The following is a 17822-nucleotide window of genomic DNA, read 5'->3' as shown; positions in this document are numbered from 1 at the left end:
TTTAATATGGATATAATGATAATTTTGCAAGTAATCGTCCTTCTTGGGGCAATTTTTATCGGTATTCGCCTAGGCGGTATTGCTATAGGTTATGCTGGAGGATTAGGTGTAGTTATACTAGGACTTGTTTTAGGTATGAAACCTGGTAATATTCCTTGGGATGTTATTTTAATTATTGCTGCAGCTATTGCAGCAATTTCTGCTATGCAACAAGCAGGTGGACTTGATTATATGGTAAGGGTGACAGAAAAAATTTTAAGATCAAGCCCTAAATTTATAAATTATTTAGCTCCAGCTTGTGGATGGTTGCTTACAATCTTAGCAGGAACAGGAAATGCAGTATTTTCTTTAATGCCTGTTGTAGTTGATGTTGCAAAATCTCAAAACATAAAACCTAGTGCTCCACTTTCATTAATGGTTGTTTCTTCACAAATTGGAATCACTGCTTCTCCTGTGAGTGCAGCTGTGGTTTATATGAGTGGCGTTTTAGAGCCACTTGGATGGAATTATCCAACTTTAATTGGAATTTGGATCAGTACAACTTTTATAGCTTGTATGCTTACAGCTTTTATAGTGAGTTTAATCACTCCTATGGATTTAAGCAAAGATAGCGTTTATCAAGAACGCTTAAAAGCAGGACTTGTTAAAGATGCAGGAGCTATTTTACATGGTGAAGATAAACCAGGTGCTAAACTTTCAGTAGGAATTTTCTTGATCACTGTTTTGGCAGTTGTACTTTATGCAACCGCAATTTCGAGCAATATTAAATGGATCGATCCTGTTGTGGTTCCAAGAGATGCAGCTATTATGAGCTTTTTACTTACTGCAGCAACTTTGATCACTTGGCTTTGTAAAGTTGAACCAGGTAAAATTCTTGACACTAGTGTATTTAAAAGTGGTATGACTGCTTGTGTTTGTGTTTTTGGTGTAGCATGGCTTGGAAATACTTTTGTTGCAGGACACGAAGCTTCTATTAAAGAAGTAGCAGGCGACTGGGTTAAACAAACCCCTGCTATGTTAGCAGTTGCATTTTTCTTTGCAAGTATGCTTTTATATTCTCAAGCAGCAACCGCAAAGGCTATTGTACCTGTAATTATCACCGCTTTAGGAATTTCAGCAACAAATCCGCATGATTCTTATATGCTTGTAGCTTGTTTTGCAGCAGTTTCAGCACTTTTTGTGCTTCCAACTTATCCAACCTTACTTGGCGCTGTGCAAATGGATGATACAGGAACGACTAGAATTGGTAAATTTATATTTAATCACTCTTTCTTTATACCAGGAGTTTTAGCTATTGCAATTGCTGTAGCATTAGGCTTTGTATTAGCTCCTATGCTTATTTAAATCAAACCCTAGGTTTTTCTCCTAGGGTGAAAATTTTTTCATTAGTTTTTAAGTATATACTACGCTATAATATTCATTTTTAATTTTCTTTAAGAAAGGAATTTAATGAAGATAAAAGTTGGGTTGATTTTTTCAGGTATTGTTTGCCTTTTTTTAACAGCTTGTGTTAATCAGGTTAAACAAAATACAACATTTGAAAATGCTTTAACACAAAAATATTGTGGTGATGATTTTTTCAATCAAAATTTAGAAAAAATTAAAAAAAATGATGATGTCATTTATACAGGATTAAATGCAGGTTTGATTGCTAGAAATTGTGGTGATTTTAACAAAAGTAATGTATTTTTTGATGCTGTGGAAGAATCTTATAAATATGATGTGGATTTAGAAAATGTAGGCTCTAAAGCAGCTAAATTTGTTGGTACAACCTTGCTTAATGATACTATAGTTGATTATGATGGTTCTTTATATGAAAGAATTATGGTTAATATATATAAAGCTCTAAACTATATGGAAGAAGATGATTATGAAAATGCAAGAGTTGAGTTTAATCGTGCTTTAATGCGTCAAGATAAGGCAAAAGAATATTTTGCTAAAGAAATTGAGAAAAATCGTGCTGATTTAGATAAGGCAAAAGAAGATAAAAATTATGATAAAAATATGAATGAAAACTCAAAAGTTATAGAAGCACAATACGATAACTTATTTAAAGAGTTTGATACAACAAAAAATTTCATAAATCCTTATGCGACTTATCTTGCTTCAATATTTTTCTTTATGGATAAAGATTATAGAAAAGCTGCAGATTTATTTAGAGAAGTAGCTATTATTTATCCAAAAAATAAAACTATCAAAAAAGAGGCTAAAATTTTTAAAGAATATGCCACAAAAATAAAAGTCAAAAAAGCTAAAAAATATGTTTTTGTAGTTTATGAAAATGGATTTGGTGTAGTTAAGGATGAATTTGCTTTAACCTTACCTTTTATAGTGGATAAAAAAATTATTAGCACAAATATTGCTTTACAAACCTTGAAAAAAAGGGAAGCTTCTTTTGCAAATTTAAATATAAATGGTCAAAATACAAATGATTTTGTAGATTTAGACAATATTGTCGCTACTGAATTTAAAATAAATATGCCTGCAATGATTGCTAAAGCCTTAGCTCAAACTATAATTAAAACCACTTTAAATGTAGCTGTTGCAAATAATGACTCTACAGGTGGATGGCTAAGTCTTGCAACAGCAGTAGCAACTGCTGCAACCAACAAAGCTGATGTGCGTTCTTGGAGAGGTTTACCAAAAAGTATTGCCATAGCAACAATAGAAAACGACGGAAATTTAGAAATCAAAGATCCACAAGGCAATATTTTGTTTCAAAAATCATTGGATAAAAATAAAAATGCTCTTGTTGTAGTGCGTTCTTTTGCTCCGTATTTACCTGCAAGTGTTGCTATCATGGAAAAATAAGGCTAAAAGATGAAAAAAATTATTTTATTTATTTTAATGTTTTTACTTAGTGCTTGTGCACCAAGTTATCAAATAAATTCAAATCAAAATACTGTAATTTTAGGTTCAAATTTACCAAAAAGTTTAGTAAAACAATTTCAAAAGCGTATAAATAGCAATGGTTATTTAGAATTTGAAGTGATTTTACGCAGTACTTTTGCTAAAGATGTAATTTATAAAGTAGATTGGTTAGATAAAGATGGTTTTGTGCTAAGAGATGTTTTAAATGAGGATTATCAAGCCCTTAGAATTCCAGCAGGACAAGAGGTAATTCTTCGTAAACTTGCATCTGATACAAGAGCGAAGGATTTTAGATTAGAAATTAAAGCAAAAAATTAATCTCATTTTAGGAAGGATAAATCATGAAAAAAACAAAAATTTTAGGAACAGCTCTTATTGGAGCTTTGCTTTTTAGTGGTTGTGCGCAAACAGCTTATACAGATGGAAAGGCAAGTCAGGTAAAAAAAGGCGATGCTTTAACCTTGGGTCTTGATAGACAAGATTTTGAAAGTGCAGCTGAAACTATGATAAATAGTATGTTAAGCGATCCTGCTTTTGCAAATATTAAACCAGGTACAAGAAAGGTTATTGCTATTGGTAGGGTTGTAAATGATACCCCGCAAAGAATCGATACTGAAAAACTCACTGCAAAAATCACTTCTGCATTAAGAAAATCAGGTAAATTTGTTCTAACTTCGGCAGTTGCTGCAGGCGGAGCGCTTGATAGCATGAGTGAAGATGTAAGAGAGTTAAGAGATAATGATGAGTTTAATCAAAAAACCATAGCAAAAAAGGGTACATTGGTATCGCCTGATTTTTCTCTTGCGGGTAAAATTAGACAAGATAATGTAAAACTTAGCAATGGTAAAACTCAAGTAGAATACTTTTTCTTACTAAGACTTACTGATTTAACATCAGGTTTAGTTTATTGGGAAGATGAACAAACTATTGATAAAACCGGTTCTAGTAAATCAGTTACTTGGTAAAATAAAAATTAATTTATGAATAAAATTTTTAGCTCAAGTGTTTAGCTTGGGCTTTTTTTATCATTTTTAAAAGGATACGAAATGAAAAAAATATTATTTATCGGCTTTTTAGTTATGGCAAGTTTACTTTATGCACAAGGTTCCCAGCCTGTAGAAATTACACAACAAGATATAAATACTCAAAATGAAATGTCTGACGCAAGTACTAAGGATATTACCCCAAAATCAATTGAAGATTTTTTTGAAGAATTTGCCGATAATTTCGGTATAGAATATGGTATAACCAAAGATGGAAAAACTTTTTATACGGGAAAAAGTACTGTTGCTGTAAATGATACTGATCCACAATTTGCACAAGCTTTACAAAATGCTTACCAAAAAGCAATGTTAAATTTACAAAGCGAATTTATAAGAGATGCTTTTGGAAGAATTGCTACAAGCAGGATTCAAAATTATGAAGCAGATAATTCTACTAATGCTAAAGAATTTGATGAATTGCCAAAAGGTGATAAGGTTGATCAAATTTTAAATAAACTTACACAATTAGCTGGTGCTCAGCTTGATAAGGCATTAAAAGATTTAGGTATAGATACAAATTCTTTAAGCGAAGACAGAAAAAAGACTTTATTAAAGCAAGAATTTCTTAATAAAACTATGACAAATGCCATAGGTTCTATGAGTGGACTTGTTCCTGTGCAAACTATAGTTACACAAAGAAGAGGTGAGTATGATGTAGGTGTTATTGCTGTTATTTCCAATAAAACTCGCCAATTAGCAAAAGATATGGCACTAGCAAGACAGAGTGCTATTAAGGGTAAAGGCAAAGCAATAAGTGAGTATCTGCCAAAAGATACAAAAGGTTTTTTAAATGAATATGGAATTCGCTTAGTTTATGATGAAAATGGTGCGCCTATTATTTTAAGTTATGGAAACTGGGGTTATGTAGCAGATTCTAGCAATGCTAAAAAAACAAATATTTTAGAAGATAGAGCCAAAGAAACAGCACTTGCTATGGCTGATGCTGCTATTATAGAGTTTATTAATACAAATTTAAGTCTTAAAGATGAAAAAACAACTGGTGATACTTACGAGGAAATTATCAAACAAAGTATTAATGTTAATGATAGTTCCACTCAAGAACAAACTCAAAACATAACAAATATTATTGATAAAGTAAATAGTAAAATAAAAGCAAGTGCAAGCGGTAAAATTCGTGGTATTCGTACTCTTAAAAAATGGAGCTATACAATTGAAAATGGTATTGAACATGTAGGAGCTGTGAGATTTTATTCTTATGAAAATTTAGCTAACACAAATGAGGCTTTAAATTCAAAGTCAAATACAACAAAAAATGAAGCTAAAAAATCTTCTAGCATACAAAGAAGCTCTAATGTTGTAAATAGCATGGATGATTTTTAAAGGTAAAAGATGAAAATAATTAAAATTCTTTTTTTAGGCTTATTTTTAAGTCTAAGTCTTAATGCTAAAGTTATAACCACAACTTCAACAAAATCAAGCACAGGCGAAGGCACAGGCTTGACTAGGGAAGATGCGATAAACAATGCCATTATAGAAGCTATAGGAAAAATGAGCGGAGTAAGCATCAATTCTCTTAAGAAATCTAACACTAGCGTTTCAACTGATAATTCAGGTTCAAACATACAAGATAATTACAGCGAGCAAATTTCAAAAGCCACCAAAGGTAGAGCTGATACTTATGAAATCAATAGTGTTGAACAAGATGCAAATGGTAAATATACAGCCAATGTAACGATTTTTAAAACCACAACAACAAAAAAGTATCAAGCTCCAGGTTTAAGCGCAGATAATAGAAGAAGTATTACTGTTTTTGATTCTACTCCAGATGCTGCAAAAAGAGGTATAGGCTCAGCTTTGCAACAAAAAATCATTTCTGATTTATTGCAAAGTCGTAAATTTAATGTTTTAGACCGTGATTCTAGTGGCTATTATGAAATGGAAAAAGCTTTAATCAAAAGTGGCGACGCAGCTAGCGATGAAGTTTATAAACTTAAAAATGTGTTAGCAACAGATTATATTTTATTGTTTTCTATTTCAGGACTTGAAGGTAAACAAAAAACAAGCAATTTAACAGGAAAAAGCAAAACTGAAATTGAAGTTATCGTAGATTATCGTGTGCTTTTATTTGCTACAAGACAAATTAAATTTTCTAATACTTTAAGTATGAAAGTCAATCTTAAAGACAATAGTCTTAGTGCCAATGAAACCGCACTCAAACAAATTGCAAATCGTATTGCAGGAGATATTTTAAATGCAATTTATCCTTTGAAAGTTGCAAGCGTTGAAAACAATGAAGTAGTATTTTCTCAAAGCTTAAATCAAGGTGATATTTATGAATGTTTTACTCTTGGGAAGGTTATAAAAGATGCTTATACAAAAGAAAATACAGGAAGAGTAGAAAGCAAAACAGGAAGTATTGAAATCACTCGCACAAGCCCTAAACTTTCTTATGCAAAAATCACAAAAGGTAGTGTAAAAGTAGGCGATATTTGTAGACCTTTAATTGGTAGCAATAGTGGAAATGGTTATATTATAGGTCGTGATGCAAATTATGAAACTCAAGAAGGTGGCGGAGTAAATCTAGGCTTTTAAATTTTTAGAGTTTGATTTTTCTCAAACTCTAAACTCTTTCTTAAATTCATCAAAAATTAAAGAAAAATTTTGTAAAATCAAAACTTTATTAAACCACTAAAGCTTTTAAATCCGTTATTGCGGTGCTTTATGGTGCTACCAATTTATAAGGAAAAGCAATGTATGCTATTATCAAACACAGCGGAAAGCAATACAAAGTAAGTGTTGGCGATGAGCTAAAACTAGATCACTTTGAAGCTGAAAGCAAAGCAAGTATTGAAGTAAGCGAAGTTCTTGCTATCAATGATAAAGAATTAAAGGTAGGTGCGCCTTTCGTAGCAGGTGCAAAAGTTGTTTTGGAAGTGATCAATCACGGAAAAGATAAAAAAGTTGTGATTTACAAAAAAAGACGCAGAAAAGATTCTAAACTCAAACGCGGTTTTAGAAGACAATTTACTCGCGTTGTAGTAAAAGATATCAAAGCTTAAGGAGTAAAGAATGGCACACAAGAAAGGTCAAGGTTCAACTCAAAATAACCGCGATTCTATAGGTCGTCGTTTAGGTGTTAAAAAATTTGGTGGCGAGTTTGTTAGAGCTGGAAATATCATCATCCGCCAAAGAGGAACTGCAACTCATGCAGGTAACAATGTAGGTATGGGAAAAGATCATACTATCTTTGCTTTGATTGATGGTTTTGTAAAATTCGAAAGAAAAGACAAAGACAGAAAAAAAGTTTCTGTATATCCTGCATAAGTTTTTAGGACGCTTTTTAGCGTCTCGAAAACTTTAAATTTATAAATTTAACTTCTTTTATTTACTCAAATTTAGCTTTATAAATTTAAAGTCAAAGGCAATTTAAATGTTTATTGATAGTGTTAAAATTACTTTAGCTTCAGGCGATGGTGGTAAAGGTGCTGTAAGTTTTCGCCGTGAAAAACATGTTCCACTTGGTGGCCCTGATGGAGGCGATGGTGGAAATGGTGGCGATATTATTTTCGTATGTGATAATAATACCCACACTCTTGTAAATTTCAAAGGTAAAAGAGAATTACGCGCACAAAATGGTGCTGGTGGAATGGGACGCAATAAAAATGGCAAAAAGGGTGAAAATTTAGAACTTATAGTGCCCGAAGGAACGCAAGTTATCGATGCACAAACTAATGAAATTTTACTCGATCTTACCAAAGAAGGACAAAAAGAGCTTTTTTTAAAAGGTGGAAAAGGTGGACTTGGCAACACTCATTTTAAACACGCCACTAATCAACGCCCCGATTACGCACAACCTGGTATAAAAGGAGAAAGTCGCTTAGTTAGACTTGAACTTAAACTTATTGCCGATGTAGGGCTTGTGGGCTTTCCAAATGTGGGAAAATCTACTCTTATAAGCGTTGTTTCAAATGCAAAACCTGAAATTGCAAATTATGAATTTACCACCCTTACTCCAAAACTTGGACTCGTAGATGTAGATGAGTATAATTCCTTTGTTATGGCTGATATTCCAGGGATTATCGAAGGAGCAAGTGGGGGTAAAGGCTTAGGACTTGCCTTTTTAAAGCACATAGAAAGAACGAGCTTTTTACTTTTCGTGCTTGATCCTATGAGAGAAATGCCTTTAAAAGAACAATTTATAGTACTAAGAAAAGAACTTGAAAAATTTTCCAATGAACTTTTTGGGCGTAAATTTGGCATCATGATTTCAAAAAGTGATAGTGTTAATTTAGGAGAAGAATTTGCCGAGCAAATTGCTTTAAACATTAATGAGTTAGAAAATTATCTCAAAGAAATAAATAATCCGCAAAGCTTTTTAATCAAAGTCTCAAGCCTTGAAAAAACAGGACTTAAAGAACTTAAATTCATGCTTTTAGAAGAAATTAAAACTTTAAGAAATAACAAATAAAAATTTTAACAATCTAGGAAGTGTTTTATATTAAAAATTTCAAACACTCCCTATTTTTTCAAAAAATAACTAGTTTATATGAAATTTTGGCTAAAATTATAAAAATTTTTCAAGGAATAAGCATGAAAAGAATAGTTGTTAAAGTGGGTTCTCATGTGATTAGCGAAGAAAACACTTTAAGTTTTGAGCGTCTTAAAAATTTAGTCGCATTTTTAGCTAAACTCATGGAAAAATATGAAGTGATTTTAGTAACTTCAGCGGCTATTTCAGCAGGACACACCAAACTAGATATCGATAGAAAAAACCTCATTAATAAACAAGTTTTAGCCGCTATTGGACAACCTTTTTTAATCAGTGTTTATAACGAGCTTTTAGCCAAATTTAATAAACTAGGTGGACAAATTTTACTTACAGGTAAGGATTTTGACTCTAGAAAAGCTACCAAACACGCAAAAAATGCTATCGATATGATGATAAATTTAGGAATTTTACCTATTATCAATGAAAATGACGCTACAGCTATAGAAGAAATTGTCTTTGGTGATAATGATAGCTTAAGTGCTTATGCTGCGCATTTTTTTGATGCGGATTTGCTTGTGATTTTAAGCGATATTGATGGATTTTACGATAAAAATCCTAGCGAATTTAGTGATGCAAAGCGTTTAGAAAAAATCACTCATATCAAAGAAGAATGGCTACAAGCAACCATAAAAACAGGCAGTGAACACGGAACAGGCGGTATAGTAACCAAACTTAAAGCAGCTAAATTTTTACTTGAACACAATAAAAAAATGTTTTTAGCAAGTGGCTTTGATTTAAGTGTGGCAAAGACATTTTTATTAGAAGATAAACAAATAGGTGGAACTTTGTTTGAGTGATTAATTTATTAAATTCTCTTTTAAAATCAAATAAGTTATAATTAAAACTTTTAATTTCACACAAAGCGAAAAAATGAAAAAAATTATTTTTATGGGTACTCCATCTTATGCAACTTGTATTTTAAAAGCACTAGTAGAAAATGAAAATTTTAAACTCGTAGCACTTTTTACCCAGCCTGATAAAGCTGTAGGTAGAAAGCAAATTTTAACTCCAAGTGATACTAAGGCTTTTTTAAGTCAAAATTATCCTAGTATTCCTATTTTTACTCCAAGTTCTTTAAAAGATGAAAATATTATAAGAGAGATTAAGGATTTAAATCCTGATTTTATCGTGGTTGCTGCCTATGGAAAAATTTTACCTAAAGCCATTTTGGATTTAGCACCTTGTGTGAATTTGCACGCTTCTTTACTTCCAAAATACCGTGGTGCCAGTCCGATCCAAAGTGCAATTTTAAACAAAGATGAAAAAAGTGGAGTTTGCACCATGCTGATGGAAGAAGGGCTTGACACAGGTGCTATACTTGAAAGCTTAGAATGTGATATAAAAGATAAAAATTCAAGTGAAGTTTTTGAACTTTTAGCAAATTTGGCCGCTAAGCTCATCCTCTCTACTCTTTTAAATTTCGATAAAATCACCCCTAAAAAACAAGAGGAAAGTCTAGCAACACTTTGTAGAAAAATCAAAAAAGAAGATGGACTTATAAATTTGCAAAATGCAAGAGAACTTTATCAAAAATATCTAGCTTTTACTCCTTGGCCTGGAGTTTTTTTGGAAAATGGACTTAAATTCTTAGAACTTGAACTTGTGGATGAATTAAAACAAAATGCTAGGATGGGTGAAATTTTAGAATTAGAAAAAGAAAGTTTTTTGCTTGCTTGCAAACAAGGAGTTTTGCGTATTAAAAAACTTCAAGAAAGTGGAAAAAAAGTTCTTGATGGTAGGACTTATTTAAATGGAAAAAGGCTTAAAAGTGAAGATAGTTTGTGTTGAAAGTATAGACTCAACTCATCTTTTTTTATGCGAGCAAATACGCAATGGAAAGATTGATGGAAATTTTGCTATTTATGCTTTAGAACAAACAAATGGAGTTGGAAGCAGGGAAAATTCTTGGCAAAGCTCTAAAGGAAATTTACATCTTTCTTTTTGTATTAAAGAAGAAGATTTACCAAAAGATTTACCTTTGGCCTCTGTGAGCATTTATTTTGCTTATTTACTTAAAGAAGTTTTACAAGAAAAAGGTTCTAAAATTTGGCTTAAATGGCCTAACGATCTATATTTAGATGATAAAAAAGCTGGAGGGGTTATAAGTGCTAAAATTTCAAATTTTATCATAGGCGGTATGGGTTTAAATCTGAAATTTTCACCTCAAAATACAGCTTTATGCGATATAGAAATTTCGCTTAAAGATTTAGTGAGTGAGTTTTTGCAAAAAGTAGAAAAAAAATTTTTATGGAAGAATATTTTTAGCAAGTATATGTTAGAATTCGAAAAATCAAGAAAATTTAGCGTCCATCATGAAGGTAAAGTTTTTTCACTTGAAAATTCTTTTTTGTATGAAGATGGTTCAATTTTACTAGGTGATAAAAGGGTGTATAGTTTAAGATGAGCGAAATTATTACAATAGCAAACCAAAAAGGTGGAGTAGGAAAGACTACAACAGCAGTAAATTTAGCCGCTTCTTTAGCTGTGGCTGAGAAAAAAGTACTTTTGATTGATGTTGATCCGCAAGCTAATGCGACTACAGGACTTGGTTTTAATCGTAATAATTATGAGTATAATATTTACCATGTTTTTATAGGAAGAAAAAAGCTTTCAGATATTATTTTAAAAACAGAATTGCCACAACTTCATTTAGCTCCTTCAAATATAGGTCTTGTAGGTATAGAACAAGAGCTTGCTAAAGGTGAAAATAATGAGAAAAAAATGCTGCTTAAAAATCAAATTCAAGAAGTGATTGATGAGTATGATTTTATTATTATTGATTCTCCACCTGCTCTTGGAAGTATTACTATAAATGCTTTTGCAGCAAGCGATAGTGTAATTATCCCTATACAGTGTGAATTTTATGCGCTTGAGGGTGTAGCTATGGTTTTAAATACAATTAAAATTATCAAAAAAACTATTAATTCTAAACTCAGGGTTCGTGGATTTTTACCGACAATGTATAGCTCTCAAAATAATCTTTCTAAAGATGTTGTAGATGATTTGAAACAAAATTTTAAAAAACAACTTTTTACTATTAATGGAAATGAAGATGACTTTATTGTGATCCCTCGCAATGTAAAACTTGCAGAAAGTCCAAGTTTTGGAAAGCCTATAATTCTTTATGATATTAAATCACCAGGTTCTGTTGCTTATCAAAATTTGGCGTATTCTATATTAGGATAATTATAATGGGGTTAAATAAAGATAGGGGTTTAAGCAGTTTAATTAGTGATATGGATACTGTTTATAGTAAAGAATTGGGTTTTGATAAAAATCAAAGCACTATGATAGAAATTGATCAAATTTTACCCAATCCATTTCAGCCAAGAAAGAATTTTGATCAAGAAGCTTTAGATGAGCTTGCTAATTCTATCAAAGAATTTGGACTTATTCAGCCTATTATTGTATTTAAAAAAAATAGTAAATTTATTTTAATTGCTGGAGAACGTCGCTTAAGAGCGGTGAAAGCATTAGGAAAAAAAGAAATTCTAGCTTTTATTGCTGATATTGATGAGAATAAGCTTAGAGAATTGGCTCTTATTGAAAATATACAAAGAGAGAATTTAAACCCTATTGAGCTTGCTAATTCTTATAAGGATTTGATGCAAGTTCATAAAATTACTCAAGAGAATTTAGCAGAACTTATTCATAAGTCTCGTACTCAAATAACAAATACTTTAAGACTTCTGAATTTAGACATTAGAACTCAAGAGTTGATTGCTTCTGGAAAAATTTCTCAGGGTCATGCTAAAGTTTTGGTTGGTTTAGATCAAAAAGATGAAAAAATGTTGGTTGATAGTATAATAGGTCAAAAACTTAATGTTAGAGATACCGAAAAAATAGTTAAAAAAATAAAAAATAATGAAAGCTTACCTAATCAAGAATTTGAAGATGAAATAAAGAAATTAAAACACATACTAAATCGCTTTGGATTTGACTGCAAAAATAAAAATAATGATTTTGTAATTCATTTAGAAAATATTGATAAAATTAAAAAATTAATCAAAATGCTTGAAAAGTTTTAACCAAAATCTTAGCTTTTTTATGGTAGAATAGTCCTTCAAAAATTCTAACCAAGGAGAATTATGTTTGAAGATATGCATCCTTCCATAATGCTTGCTACTATGGCTATTTTTTTAGCTATGATAGTTATTTTAAATAGTATGCTGTATAAGCCGCTTTTAAAATTTATGGATGAAAGAAATGATTCTATAAAAAATGATGAGAATAAAGTAAAAGAAAATTCTCAAGAAGTTTTATGTGTGAATGATGAATTAGAAGTTATTCATATTAACACTAGAGAAGAAATTCAAAAAATCAAACAAAGTGCTATAGCTGCTGCTAAAGAAGAGGCAGAGCAAATTCTTAGAAGCAAGAAAGAAGAATTAGAAAGAAAAATGGCCAGCTTTTATGCAGATTTAGCTATTCAAAAAAAAGAGTTACAAGAACATTTAAACATACATTTACCTGAGCTTAAGCAAGCTTTGCAAAATAACATAAAGAAAATTTAAGAGGAGAGAAATGAGTAAGTTATTATTTATTATATTTTTGCTACCTTTGTATGCTTTTGGTGCATCAAATGGTAGTGGAGAATATGATATTATTCCAAGGACTATTAATTTTCTAATTTTTGTGGCTATATTGTATTATTTTGTTGCAACTCCATTTAAAAATTTTTACAAAAACCGTATTGTAAAAATTTCTTCTAAGCTTGATGAAATTCAAAAAAAACTTTTAGAAAGTAAAGCTAAGAAATTAGATACGATGAAAAAACTTGAAGAAGCGAAAGCAAATGCTGCTGCTGCTTTAGTTACAGCAAAAAAAGAAGCTGAAATCTTAGTTCAAAATATTAAGAAAGAAACTCAAGATGAGTTGGATTTACTTCAAAAACATTTCGAGGAACAGAAAGATTATGAATTTAGAAAAATGGAAAAAGAATTAGTATCAAATACTTTAAACGAAATTTTTTCTGATCCAAATATGACATTAAAACAGAGTGAAATAATAGAACTTATGATGAAGAAGGTATCTTAAATATGGAGAATATAATTGCAAGAAGATATGCAAAAGCGATAGCTTCAAGAGCTGATATAAATGATTTTTATCAGAATTTGTGTATTTTAAATTCTGCTTTTGTTTTGCCAAAATTTAAAAATATTATAGAATCTAATGAGATTAAAAAAGAAAGAAAAATGGAATTTCTTGATTCTTTTTTTGATATTAAAAATTCTAGTTTTCAAAATTTTTTAAGACTTTTGATTGAAAATTCAAGATTAGAATGCATTCCTCAAATAGTTAAAGAACTTGAAAGACAAAAAGCTTTTAAAGAAAATATTTTTGTTGGTATTGTATATTCTAAAGAAAAATTAAATCAAGAAAATCTTAAAGATCTTGAAGTAAAACTTAACAAAAAATTTAATGCAAATATTAAATTAAATAATAAAATCAGTCAAGATGATAGCATTAAAATAGAATTGGAAGAATTAGGTTATGAACTTTCTTTTTCTATGAAAGCTCTTCAAAATAAGCTAAATGAATATATATTGAAAATTATCTAAGGAGAAAAAGTAAATGAAATTTAAAGCTGATGAGATCAGTTCAATAATCAAAGAAAGAATTGAAAATTTTGATTTAAATCTTGAAATTGAAGAAACAGGAAAGATTATTTCTATAGCTGATGGTGTTGCTAAGGTATATGGACTTAAGAATATTATGGCTGGAGAAATGGTAGAGTTTGAAAATGGTGATAAAGGAATGGCCTTAAACCTTGAAGAGTCGAGTGTAGGTATTGTTATACTTGGAAAAGGAGAAGGTTTAAAAGAAGGTGCTTCTGTAAAAAGACTTAAGAAATTACTTAAAGTTCCAGTAGGTGAGGCTTTGATTGGCCGTGTTGTAAATGCTTTAGGTGAGCCAATTGATGCTAAAGGTGTGATCAATGCTAATGAATATCGTTTTGTTGAAGAAAAAGCAAAAGGTATTATGGCGAGAAAAAGTGTTCATGAGCCTTTACATACAGGAATTAAAGCTATTGATGCGCTTGTGCCAATTGGTCGTGGTCAAAGAGAGCTTATCATAGGTGATAGACAAACAGGTAAAACTACTGTTGCTGTTGATACTATTATATCTCAAAGAGGTCAAGGAGTTATCTGTATATATGTTGCAATTGGTCAAAAGCAAAGTACAGTGGCACAAGTGGTTAAAAGACTAGAAGAACATGGTGCTATGGAATATACCATTGTTGTAAATGCCGGCGCTTCAGATCCTGCGGCTTTACAGTACTTAGCTCCATATACTGGCGTAACCATGGGTGAATTTTTTAGAGACAACGCAAAACATGCTTTAATTGTTTATGATGATTTGAGCAAGCATGCTGTAGCTTATCGCGAAATGTCTTTGATTTTACGTCGTCCTCCAGGTCGTGAAGCTTATCCAGGCGATGTTTTTTACCTTCATTCAAGATTGCTTGAAAGAGCAAGCAAGCTAAATGATGAATTAGGTGCTGGTTCTTTGACGGCATTGCCGATAATTGAAACACAAGCAGGAGATGTTTCTGCTTATATTCCAACTAATGTTATTTCAATTACAGATGGACAAATTTTCTTAGAAACTGATTTATTTAACTCAGGAATTCGTCCTGCAATTAATGTTGGTTTATCAGTATCTCGTGTAGGTGGGGCTGCTCAAATTAAAGCTACAAAACAAGTTTCAGGCACATTAAGACTTGACCTTGCTCAATATAGAGAGCTTCAAGCTTTTGCACAATTTGCTAGTGATTTAGATGAGGCAAGTAGAAAACAACTTGAACGTGGACAAAGAATGGTTGAACTCTTAAAACAACCACCTTATTCTCCGCTTAGCGTTGAAAAACAAGTAGTTTTAATTTTTGCAGGAACCAAAGGTTTCTTAGATGATATTGCTGTTTCTAGAATTAAGGAATTTGAAGATGGAATTTATCCTTTTATTGAGGCAAAACATCCAGATATTTTTGAGCAAATTCGCTCTAAAAAAGCTTTAGATTCTGATTTGGAAGAAAAACTAGCTAAAGCCATTAATGAGTTTAAAGCAAATCATTTATAAGGTCTTTTATGTCTAATTTAAAAGAAATTAAAAGAAAAATTAAAAGTGTTCATAACACTCAAAAGACTACAAATGCTATGAAGCTAGTTTCTACTGCTAAGTTAAAAAAAGCAGAAGAAGCAGCTAAAAGATCAAAAATTTATGCACAAAAAATCGATGAAATTTTGAGTGAAATTTCATTTCAGATCAATAAAATTGTTCACAATGAAGATGATGTGCGTTTATCTTTGTTTCATAAAAAAGAACAAATTAAAACCGTAGATTTAATATTTATCACTGCAGATAAAGGCTTATGCGGTGGTTTTAATATTAAGACTTTAAAAACAGTAAGTGAAATGCTAAAAGAATATGAAGCAAAAAATATTAATATTCGTCTTAGAGCTATAGGTAAAACTGGGATTGAATATTTTAATTTTCAAAAAATAGAATTGTTAGAGAAATATTTCCATCTTAGTTCTAGTCCTGACTATGAGAAAGCATGTGAAGTAATTCATGCTGCTGTAGATGATTTTTTAAATGGAAATACAGATGAAGTGATTTTAGTTCATAATGGTTATAAAAATATGATTACCCAAGAACTTAAAATTAATCATCTTATTCCAGTTGAACCAAAGAGTATTGAACAGACTCATAATTCTCTTTTAGAGCTTGAACCGGAAGGAACTGAGCTTTTAGAAGATTTAATGAAAACGTATTTTGAGTATAATATGTATTATGCGTTAATCGATTCTTTGGCGGCAGAGCATAGCGCAAGAATGCAAGCTATGGATAATGCAACTAATAACGCAAAGGCAAGAGTGAAACAACTAAATTTAGCTTATAACAAAGCAAGACAAGAATCTATTACTACTGAGCTTATAGAAATTATCAGTGGTGTTGAATCAATGAAATAGTAAATTTTAAGGAGAAGATAAATAATGCAAGGATTTATTTCACAGGTATTAGGTCCGGTTGTTGATGTAGATTTTAACGACTATTTACCTCAAATTAATGAAGCAATTGTTGTAAATTTTGAAAGCGAAGGAAAAAAACATAAACTTGTTTTAGAAGTAGCAGCTCATTTAGGAGATAATAGAGTTAGAACTATTGCTATGGATATGACAGATGGTTTGGTAAGGGGCTTAAAAGCTGAGGCTTTAGGTGCTCCTATTAGTGTTCCTGTTGGTGAGAAAGTTTTAGGAAGAATTTTCAATGTTACTGGAGATTTGATCGATGAAGGTGAAGAAATTTCTTTTGATAAAAAATGGGCGATTCATAGAGATCCACCAGCTTTTGAAGATCAAAGCACAAAAAGTGAGATTTTTGAAACAGGGATTAAAGTTGTGGATTTACTTGCTCCTTATGCAAAAGGTGGTAAAGTAGGTCTTTTTGGTGGTGCAGGTGTTGGTAAGACTGTTATTATTATGGAGCTTATTCACAATGTTGCATTTAAGCATAGTGGCTATTCTGTATTTGCAGGTGTGGGTGAGAGAACTCGTGAAGGAAATGACCTTTATAATGAAATGAAAGAAAGCAATGTTTTAGACAAAGTTGCTCTATGTTATGGACAAATGAATGAACCACCAGGGGCAAGAAATCGTATTGCTTTAACAGGTTTAACAATGGCTGAGTATTTTAGAGATGAAATGGGTCTTGATGTGCTTATGTTTATTGATAATATCTTTAGATTTTCACAATCAGGTTCTGAAATGTCAGCACTTTTAGGAAGAATTCCATCAGCTGTGGGTTATCAACCAACCTTAGCAAGTGAAATGGGTAAATTCCAAGAAAGAATTACTTCAACTAAAAAAGGCTCAATCACTTCAGTTCAAGCTGTTTACGTTCCAGCTGATGACTTAACCGACCCAGCTCCAGCAACTGTTTTTGCTCACTTAGATGCTACAACGGTTTTAAATAGAGCTATTGCTGAAAAGGGTATTTATCCTGCAGTTGACCCACTTGACTCAACTTCAAGAATGCTTGACCCAAATATCATTGGAGAAGAACATTATAAAGTTGCTCGTGGTGTTCAATCAGTGCTTCAAAAATACAAAGATTTACAAGATATCATCGCCATTTTAGGTATGGATGAGCTTAGCGAAGAGGATAAACTTGTAGTTGAAAGAGCAAGAAAGATTGAAAAATTCTTATCACAACCATTTTTCGTTGCAGAAGTTTTCACAGGTAGCCCAGGAAAATATATAAGCCTTGAAGATACAATAGCAGGATTTAAGGGAATTTTAGAAGGTAAATATGATCATTTACCAGAAAATGCTTTCTATATGGTTGGAAATATAGATGAAGCTATTGCAAAAGCGGATAAATTAAAAGGTTAATTT

Annotated in this window: 20 protein-coding genes; all 20 read left to right on the top strand. The window is 31.3% G+C overall.

Going from position 1 to position 17822, the window contains the following annotated elements:
- Window positions 1–6: 6 nt before the first annotated feature.
- The 20 genes from AJN69_RS08615 (at window position 7) to atpD (ending at window position 17819) form a co-directional block, all read left to right on the top strand.
- The gene (locus tag AJN69_RS08615; protein WP_070274131.1) at window positions 7–1344 is read left to right on the top strand and encodes an anaerobic C4-dicarboxylate transporter; all 1338 of its coding nucleotides are present in this window, start codon (window positions 7–9) and stop codon (window positions 1342–1344) included.
- 105 nt (window positions 1345–1449) lie between these two features.
- A complete protein-coding gene (locus tag AJN69_RS08610) occupies window positions 1450–2811 on the top strand; it encodes a COG3014 family protein (RefSeq protein ID WP_070233964.1) in 1362 nt (453 codons plus the stop codon).
- A gap of 9 nt (window positions 2812–2820) precedes the next feature.
- Window positions 2821–3189 carry a YcfL family protein gene (locus AJN69_RS08605; RefSeq protein ID WP_002881373.1) on the top strand — a complete coding sequence of 123 codons (369 nt, stop codon included), beginning with the start codon at window positions 2821–2823 and terminating at the stop codon, window positions 3187–3189.
- 23 nt (window positions 3190–3212) lie between these two features.
- Window positions 3213–3836: a penicillin-binding protein activator LpoB gene (lpoB, locus tag AJN69_RS08600; RefSeq protein ID WP_002851945.1), complete on the top strand. Its 624-nt coding sequence runs from the start codon at window positions 3213–3215 to the stop codon at window positions 3834–3836.
- Between the two features lie 81 nt (window positions 3837–3917).
- Window positions 3918–5255 carry a DUF6844 domain-containing protein gene (locus AJN69_RS08595; protein WP_070288081.1) on the top strand — a complete coding sequence of 446 codons (1338 nt, stop codon included), beginning with the start codon at window positions 3918–3920 and terminating at the stop codon, window positions 5253–5255.
- Between the two features lie 9 nt (window positions 5256–5264).
- Window positions 5265–6467, top strand: a complete 1203-nt coding sequence (locus tag AJN69_RS08590) for a CsgG/HfaB family protein (protein ID WP_070288080.1) — start codon at window positions 5265–5267, stop codon at window positions 6465–6467.
- Window positions 6468–6625: 158 nt separating this feature from the next.
- The gene (gene rplU / locus AJN69_RS08585) at window positions 6626–6934 is read left to right on the top strand and encodes a 50S ribosomal protein L21 (RefSeq protein ID WP_002778820.1); all 309 of its coding nucleotides are present in this window, start codon (window positions 6626–6628) and stop codon (window positions 6932–6934) included.
- 10 nt (window positions 6935–6944) lie between these two features.
- The gene (gene rpmA, locus AJN69_RS08580; RefSeq protein ID WP_002800974.1) at window positions 6945–7199 is read left to right on the top strand and encodes a 50S ribosomal protein L27; all 255 of its coding nucleotides are present in this window, start codon (window positions 6945–6947) and stop codon (window positions 7197–7199) included.
- 106 nt (window positions 7200–7305) lie between these two features.
- A complete protein-coding gene (gene obgE, locus AJN69_RS08575) occupies window positions 7306–8343 on the top strand; it encodes a GTPase ObgE (protein WP_002860931.1) in 1038 nt (345 codons plus the stop codon).
- Window positions 8344–8465: 122 nt separating this feature from the next.
- Window positions 8466–9221 carry a glutamate 5-kinase gene (gene proB / locus AJN69_RS08570; protein ID WP_070252765.1) on the top strand — a complete coding sequence of 252 codons (756 nt, stop codon included), beginning with the start codon at window positions 8466–8468 and terminating at the stop codon, window positions 9219–9221.
- Window positions 9222–9294: 73 nt separating this feature from the next.
- On the top strand, window positions 9295–10212 hold the full coding sequence (gene fmt, locus AJN69_RS08565) for a methionyl-tRNA formyltransferase (protein WP_002860933.1): 918 nt from the start codon (window positions 9295–9297) through the stop codon (window positions 10210–10212).
- Window positions 10175–10828, top strand: coding sequence for a biotin--[acetyl-CoA-carboxylase] ligase (locus AJN69_RS08560; protein WP_002860934.1), 654 nt, complete (start codon window positions 10175–10177; stop codon window positions 10826–10828). The genes fmt and AJN69_RS08560 overlap by 38 nt, the downstream gene beginning before the upstream one ends.
- Window positions 10825–11610, top strand: a complete 786-nt coding sequence (locus tag AJN69_RS08555; protein ID WP_002851697.1) for a ParA family protein — start codon at window positions 10825–10827, stop codon at window positions 11608–11610. Before AJN69_RS08560 ends, AJN69_RS08555 begins: the two co-directional genes overlap by 4 nt.
- A gap of 5 nt (window positions 11611–11615) precedes the next feature.
- Complete coding sequence (locus tag AJN69_RS08550) at window positions 11616–12452, top strand: ParB/RepB/Spo0J family partition protein (RefSeq protein WP_070274129.1); 837 nt, start codon at window positions 11616–11618, stop codon at window positions 12450–12452.
- Window positions 12453–12512: 60 nt separating this feature from the next.
- The gene (locus tag AJN69_RS08545) at window positions 12513–12938 is read left to right on the top strand and encodes a FoF1 ATP synthase subunit B' (protein ID WP_002873443.1); all 426 of its coding nucleotides are present in this window, start codon (window positions 12513–12515) and stop codon (window positions 12936–12938) included.
- 10 nt (window positions 12939–12948) lie between these two features.
- The gene (locus AJN69_RS08540; protein WP_002881385.1) at window positions 12949–13461 is read left to right on the top strand and encodes a F0F1 ATP synthase subunit B; all 513 of its coding nucleotides are present in this window, start codon (window positions 12949–12951) and stop codon (window positions 13459–13461) included.
- Window positions 13462–13463: 2 nt separating this feature from the next.
- On the top strand, window positions 13464–13985 hold the full coding sequence (locus tag AJN69_RS08535) for a F0F1 ATP synthase subunit delta (RefSeq protein WP_002871100.1): 522 nt from the start codon (window positions 13464–13466) through the stop codon (window positions 13983–13985).
- 13 nt (window positions 13986–13998) lie between these two features.
- Complete coding sequence (gene atpA, locus AJN69_RS08530) at window positions 13999–15504, top strand: F0F1 ATP synthase subunit alpha (RefSeq protein WP_002881387.1); 1506 nt, start codon at window positions 13999–14001, stop codon at window positions 15502–15504.
- An 8-nt stretch (window positions 15505–15512) separates the two neighbouring features.
- Window positions 15513–16397, top strand: coding sequence for an ATP synthase F1 subunit gamma (gene atpG, locus AJN69_RS08525; RefSeq protein ID WP_002860587.1), 885 nt, complete (start codon window positions 15513–15515; stop codon window positions 16395–16397).
- Between the two features lie 24 nt (window positions 16398–16421).
- Complete coding sequence (atpD, locus tag AJN69_RS08520; RefSeq protein WP_002852005.1) at window positions 16422–17819, top strand: F0F1 ATP synthase subunit beta; 1398 nt, start codon at window positions 16422–16424, stop codon at window positions 17817–17819.
- Window positions 17820–17822: the final 3 nt, after the last annotated feature.

Origin of the sequence: Campylobacter sp. BCW_4338 (assembly GCF_001763255.1) — a bacterium.
Taxonomy (GTDB): Bacteria; Campylobacterota; Campylobacteria; order Campylobacterales; family Campylobacteraceae; genus Campylobacter_D; species Campylobacter_D jejuni.
The sequence above is the reverse complement of the archived record's forward strand: the minus strand, read 5'-3'. Positions and strand labels throughout refer to the sequence as shown.

Coding starts and splice junctions, on each gene's coding strand:
- AJN69_RS08615 (WP_070274131.1), top strand. CDS start 7: ATGGATATAATGATAATTTTGCAAGTAATCGTCCTTCTTGGGGCAATT.
- AJN69_RS08610 (WP_070233964.1), top strand. CDS start 1,450: ATGAAGATAAAAGTTGGGTTGATTTTTTCAGGTATTGTTTGCCTTTTT.
- AJN69_RS08605 (WP_002881373.1), top strand. CDS start 2,821: ATGAAAAAAATTATTTTATTTATTTTAATGTTTTTACTTAGTGCTTGT.
- lpoB (WP_002851945.1), top strand. CDS start 3,213: ATGAAAAAAACAAAAATTTTAGGAACAGCTCTTATTGGAGCTTTGCTT.
- AJN69_RS08595 (WP_070288081.1), top strand. CDS start 3,918: ATGAAAAAAATATTATTTATCGGCTTTTTAGTTATGGCAAGTTTACTT.
- AJN69_RS08590 (WP_070288080.1), top strand. CDS start 5,265: ATGAAAATAATTAAAATTCTTTTTTTAGGCTTATTTTTAAGTCTAAGT.
- rplU (WP_002778820.1), top strand. CDS start 6,626: ATGTATGCTATTATCAAACACAGCGGAAAGCAATACAAAGTAAGTGTT.
- rpmA (WP_002800974.1), top strand. CDS start 6,945: ATGGCACACAAGAAAGGTCAAGGTTCAACTCAAAATAACCGCGATTCT.
- obgE (WP_002860931.1), top strand. CDS start 7,306: ATGTTTATTGATAGTGTTAAAATTACTTTAGCTTCAGGCGATGGTGGT.
- proB (WP_070252765.1), top strand. CDS start 8,466: ATGAAAAGAATAGTTGTTAAAGTGGGTTCTCATGTGATTAGCGAAGAA.
- fmt (WP_002860933.1), top strand. CDS start 9,295: ATGAAAAAAATTATTTTTATGGGTACTCCATCTTATGCAACTTGTATT.
- AJN69_RS08560 (WP_002860934.1), top strand. CDS start 10,175: ATGGAAAAAGGCTTAAAAGTGAAGATAGTTTGTGTTGAAAGTATAGAC.
- AJN69_RS08555 (WP_002851697.1), top strand. CDS start 10,825: ATGAGCGAAATTATTACAATAGCAAACCAAAAAGGTGGAGTAGGAAAG.
- AJN69_RS08550 (WP_070274129.1), top strand. CDS start 11,616: ATGGGGTTAAATAAAGATAGGGGTTTAAGCAGTTTAATTAGTGATATG.
- AJN69_RS08545 (WP_002873443.1), top strand. CDS start 12,513: ATGTTTGAAGATATGCATCCTTCCATAATGCTTGCTACTATGGCTATT.
- AJN69_RS08540 (WP_002881385.1), top strand. CDS start 12,949: ATGAGTAAGTTATTATTTATTATATTTTTGCTACCTTTGTATGCTTTT.
- AJN69_RS08535 (WP_002871100.1), top strand. CDS start 13,464: ATGGAGAATATAATTGCAAGAAGATATGCAAAAGCGATAGCTTCAAGA.
- atpA (WP_002881387.1), top strand. CDS start 13,999: ATGAAATTTAAAGCTGATGAGATCAGTTCAATAATCAAAGAAAGAATT.
- atpG (WP_002860587.1), top strand. CDS start 15,513: ATGTCTAATTTAAAAGAAATTAAAAGAAAAATTAAAAGTGTTCATAAC.
- atpD (WP_002852005.1), top strand. CDS start 16,422: ATGCAAGGATTTATTTCACAGGTATTAGGTCCGGTTGTTGATGTAGAT.